Below are 2,284 nucleotides of genomic sequence, written 5' to 3' on the forward strand. Positions count from 1 at the left end.
ATAGAGCTGGCCGATCTCGCGGAAGGTCGTTGGCAGCCACTGCTGCGTCGTTTCATCGTAGGCGTAGGTCGGGGTCGTCAGGAAGCGCGGGAAAGGAATGCCGACCGACGAGAACGACGCCCGGAGTTTCAGATAGGTGAATGCATCCGGCAGGTCGAAGGTCGCCGAAGGGATCCATGAAAGGCCTACCGAGGGGTAGAAGAAGGACTTCTGCGGCGACCCGGCCAACTGCGAGGCCCAGTCGTTGCGGCCCGTAACGGTCAGGTAGAGCATCGACCGCCAACCGACCTCAATCGAGCAGAAGAGCGACTGCGTCTGCTCCTGCCAGCCCCACTTCTGGGCGCGGGACTTCTCACGGTCGAGGTCGAAGACCGTGAAGAGGTTCGGAACACCCGAATCGCGGATCGGGCCCCGGTAGGACAACTCACGGCTGCGCACGTCGTTGATCGAGGCACCGACGTTCGCTACCAGCGACCACTCCTCGCCGAAGGTCTTGTTTACATTCGCCATTACGTCGGCGTAGATCTGCTCGTCGGCATTCGTGATCTCAGTATAGTGGCCCTGCGAACTGCCCTCGGTGATCGTGGTGTTCGACGAGGCGTAGAGCTTCTGCGTATAGACCGAATTGGTGTTGTCGATTCGGGCGCGGCCGCTGACATTCAACCACGGCAAGATATCATACGACAGTGAGGCCGAAGCCATGTAACGTTTCTTGTCTGTATCACGCGGGTTACGGTAGGCAATCCAGTAGGGATTCTGCATGCGCAAGTCACCGCCTTCACCCTGCGGCCAGTACTGCACGCTGATCTTGCGCGCCGGATCCCAACGCTCGAAAATCTTCACCGCCTCGAAATCATCCCCGCGCGGGAAAAGATAAGCCGATACAATCGGGTTCGAATAGACACCCTGGTTGATCATGTTGCGGTCCTTCTGCACGATATAGCTGGCGCTGACATCCAGATGCAGCCGGTCCTGAAGAAATTGCGTCGAGTTGCGGAACGTAAAGTTGTAGCGGTCGTAGTAGTTGTTCGGAATAATGCCATCGGAATTGACCGCCGCAGCCGAAAAGTAGGTCTGGTTCTTCTCCGTACCACCCGAAAGCGTCACGGCATTCGTATAGACATGGCCCGTCTCGAAGAATTCGTCCGGCGTATACCCCGTACGGGCTGCTTCGGTGAGCTTCGGGCCCCAACTGTAGACCGGCGATCCCGACACCGATCCGTAGCTGCCCGTGCCGTAGCGGTTCTGGAACTCCGGCATCACGAAGGGCGCGAGGAACTCTGTCTGGCTCGAATAGGTCACCTTGAACTGTCCGGCCTGTCCCTTCTTCGTCGTGATCATGATGGCGCCGTTCGCCGCGCTCGATCCGTAGAGGGCGGCAGCCGAAGCGCCCGTCAGCACCGAGATCGACTCGATGTCCTCGGGGTTCAGGTCGGCAATGGCCTCCGTGGCACCGCGCGAGTCGAACTCCGTACCGCCCCCGCCGCCGACGTTGTTCATCGGAATGCCGTCGATGACGTACAGCGCATTCGAGGATTGCAGGATCGATTTCGTACCGCGCATGACAACTTTCGAGGCGCCGCCGACTCCCGACGACGAGGCGTTGATCGTCACGCCTGCAACTTTACCCGTCAGCGCGTTCATGAAGTTGGCATCCTTGACCATCGTGATGTCCGACGGGGCGACCTGCTGGACGTTGTACGAGAGGGCCTTCTCCTGACGTCGGATGCCCAGGGCCGTAACCACGACCTGCTCGATCTCCGAAGCCGCCTCGCGCAGCGTCACATCGAAGCGAGTACGCGAACCGACTGCCACATGCGCCGTCTCATAACCCAGGTAGCTGATCTCAAGCACCCGTGAAGCGGCCGGAGCCGGGACTTCCAGTTCGAAACGACCTTGAGCATCGGTAGAGACACCCACGGTCGTTCCCTGAACGATGACAGAAGCCCCCACGATCGGCTGTCCTTGCTGGTCGAGCACTTTTCCCCGGACTTGTACCGGTTTCTCCGAAGCCTCCGCCTTTTTGGTTACAAGAATCGACATGCCTTCGATCGTGTAATCAAGTTCCGTATCTTTGAAAAGCACGGGAAGAATTTGTGTAATGGTTTGATTTTCGGCGTGAACCGATACGATAATACGCCGACTGTCGATGTCCTTATTGAATAGAAACAGATAGCGCGATTGCTTCTCTATTTCATTGACCACCTGTTCCATAGGAACATTCTCCATATGGATCGTAAAACGGGCGGTCTGTGCCTGCGCTCCTCGGATCTGGAGCAACAGA

General features: G+C 58.1%; 1 protein-coding gene. It reads right to left on the reverse strand.

Annotation, left to right across the window (positions count from 1 at the left end; genetic code table 11):
* Positions 1-2,271, reverse strand: a 2,271-nt coding sequence (locus Q1Y33_RS04900; protein ID WP_300798632.1) for a SusC/RagA family TonB-linked outer membrane protein, incomplete at its 3' end; no start/stop codon positions are given.
* Between the last annotated feature and the right edge of the window lie 13 nt (positions 2,272-2,284).

This window comes from uncultured Alistipes sp. (genome assembly GCF_949296715.1).
Classification (GTDB): Bacteria; Bacteroidota; Bacteroidia; order Bacteroidales; family Rikenellaceae; genus Alistipes.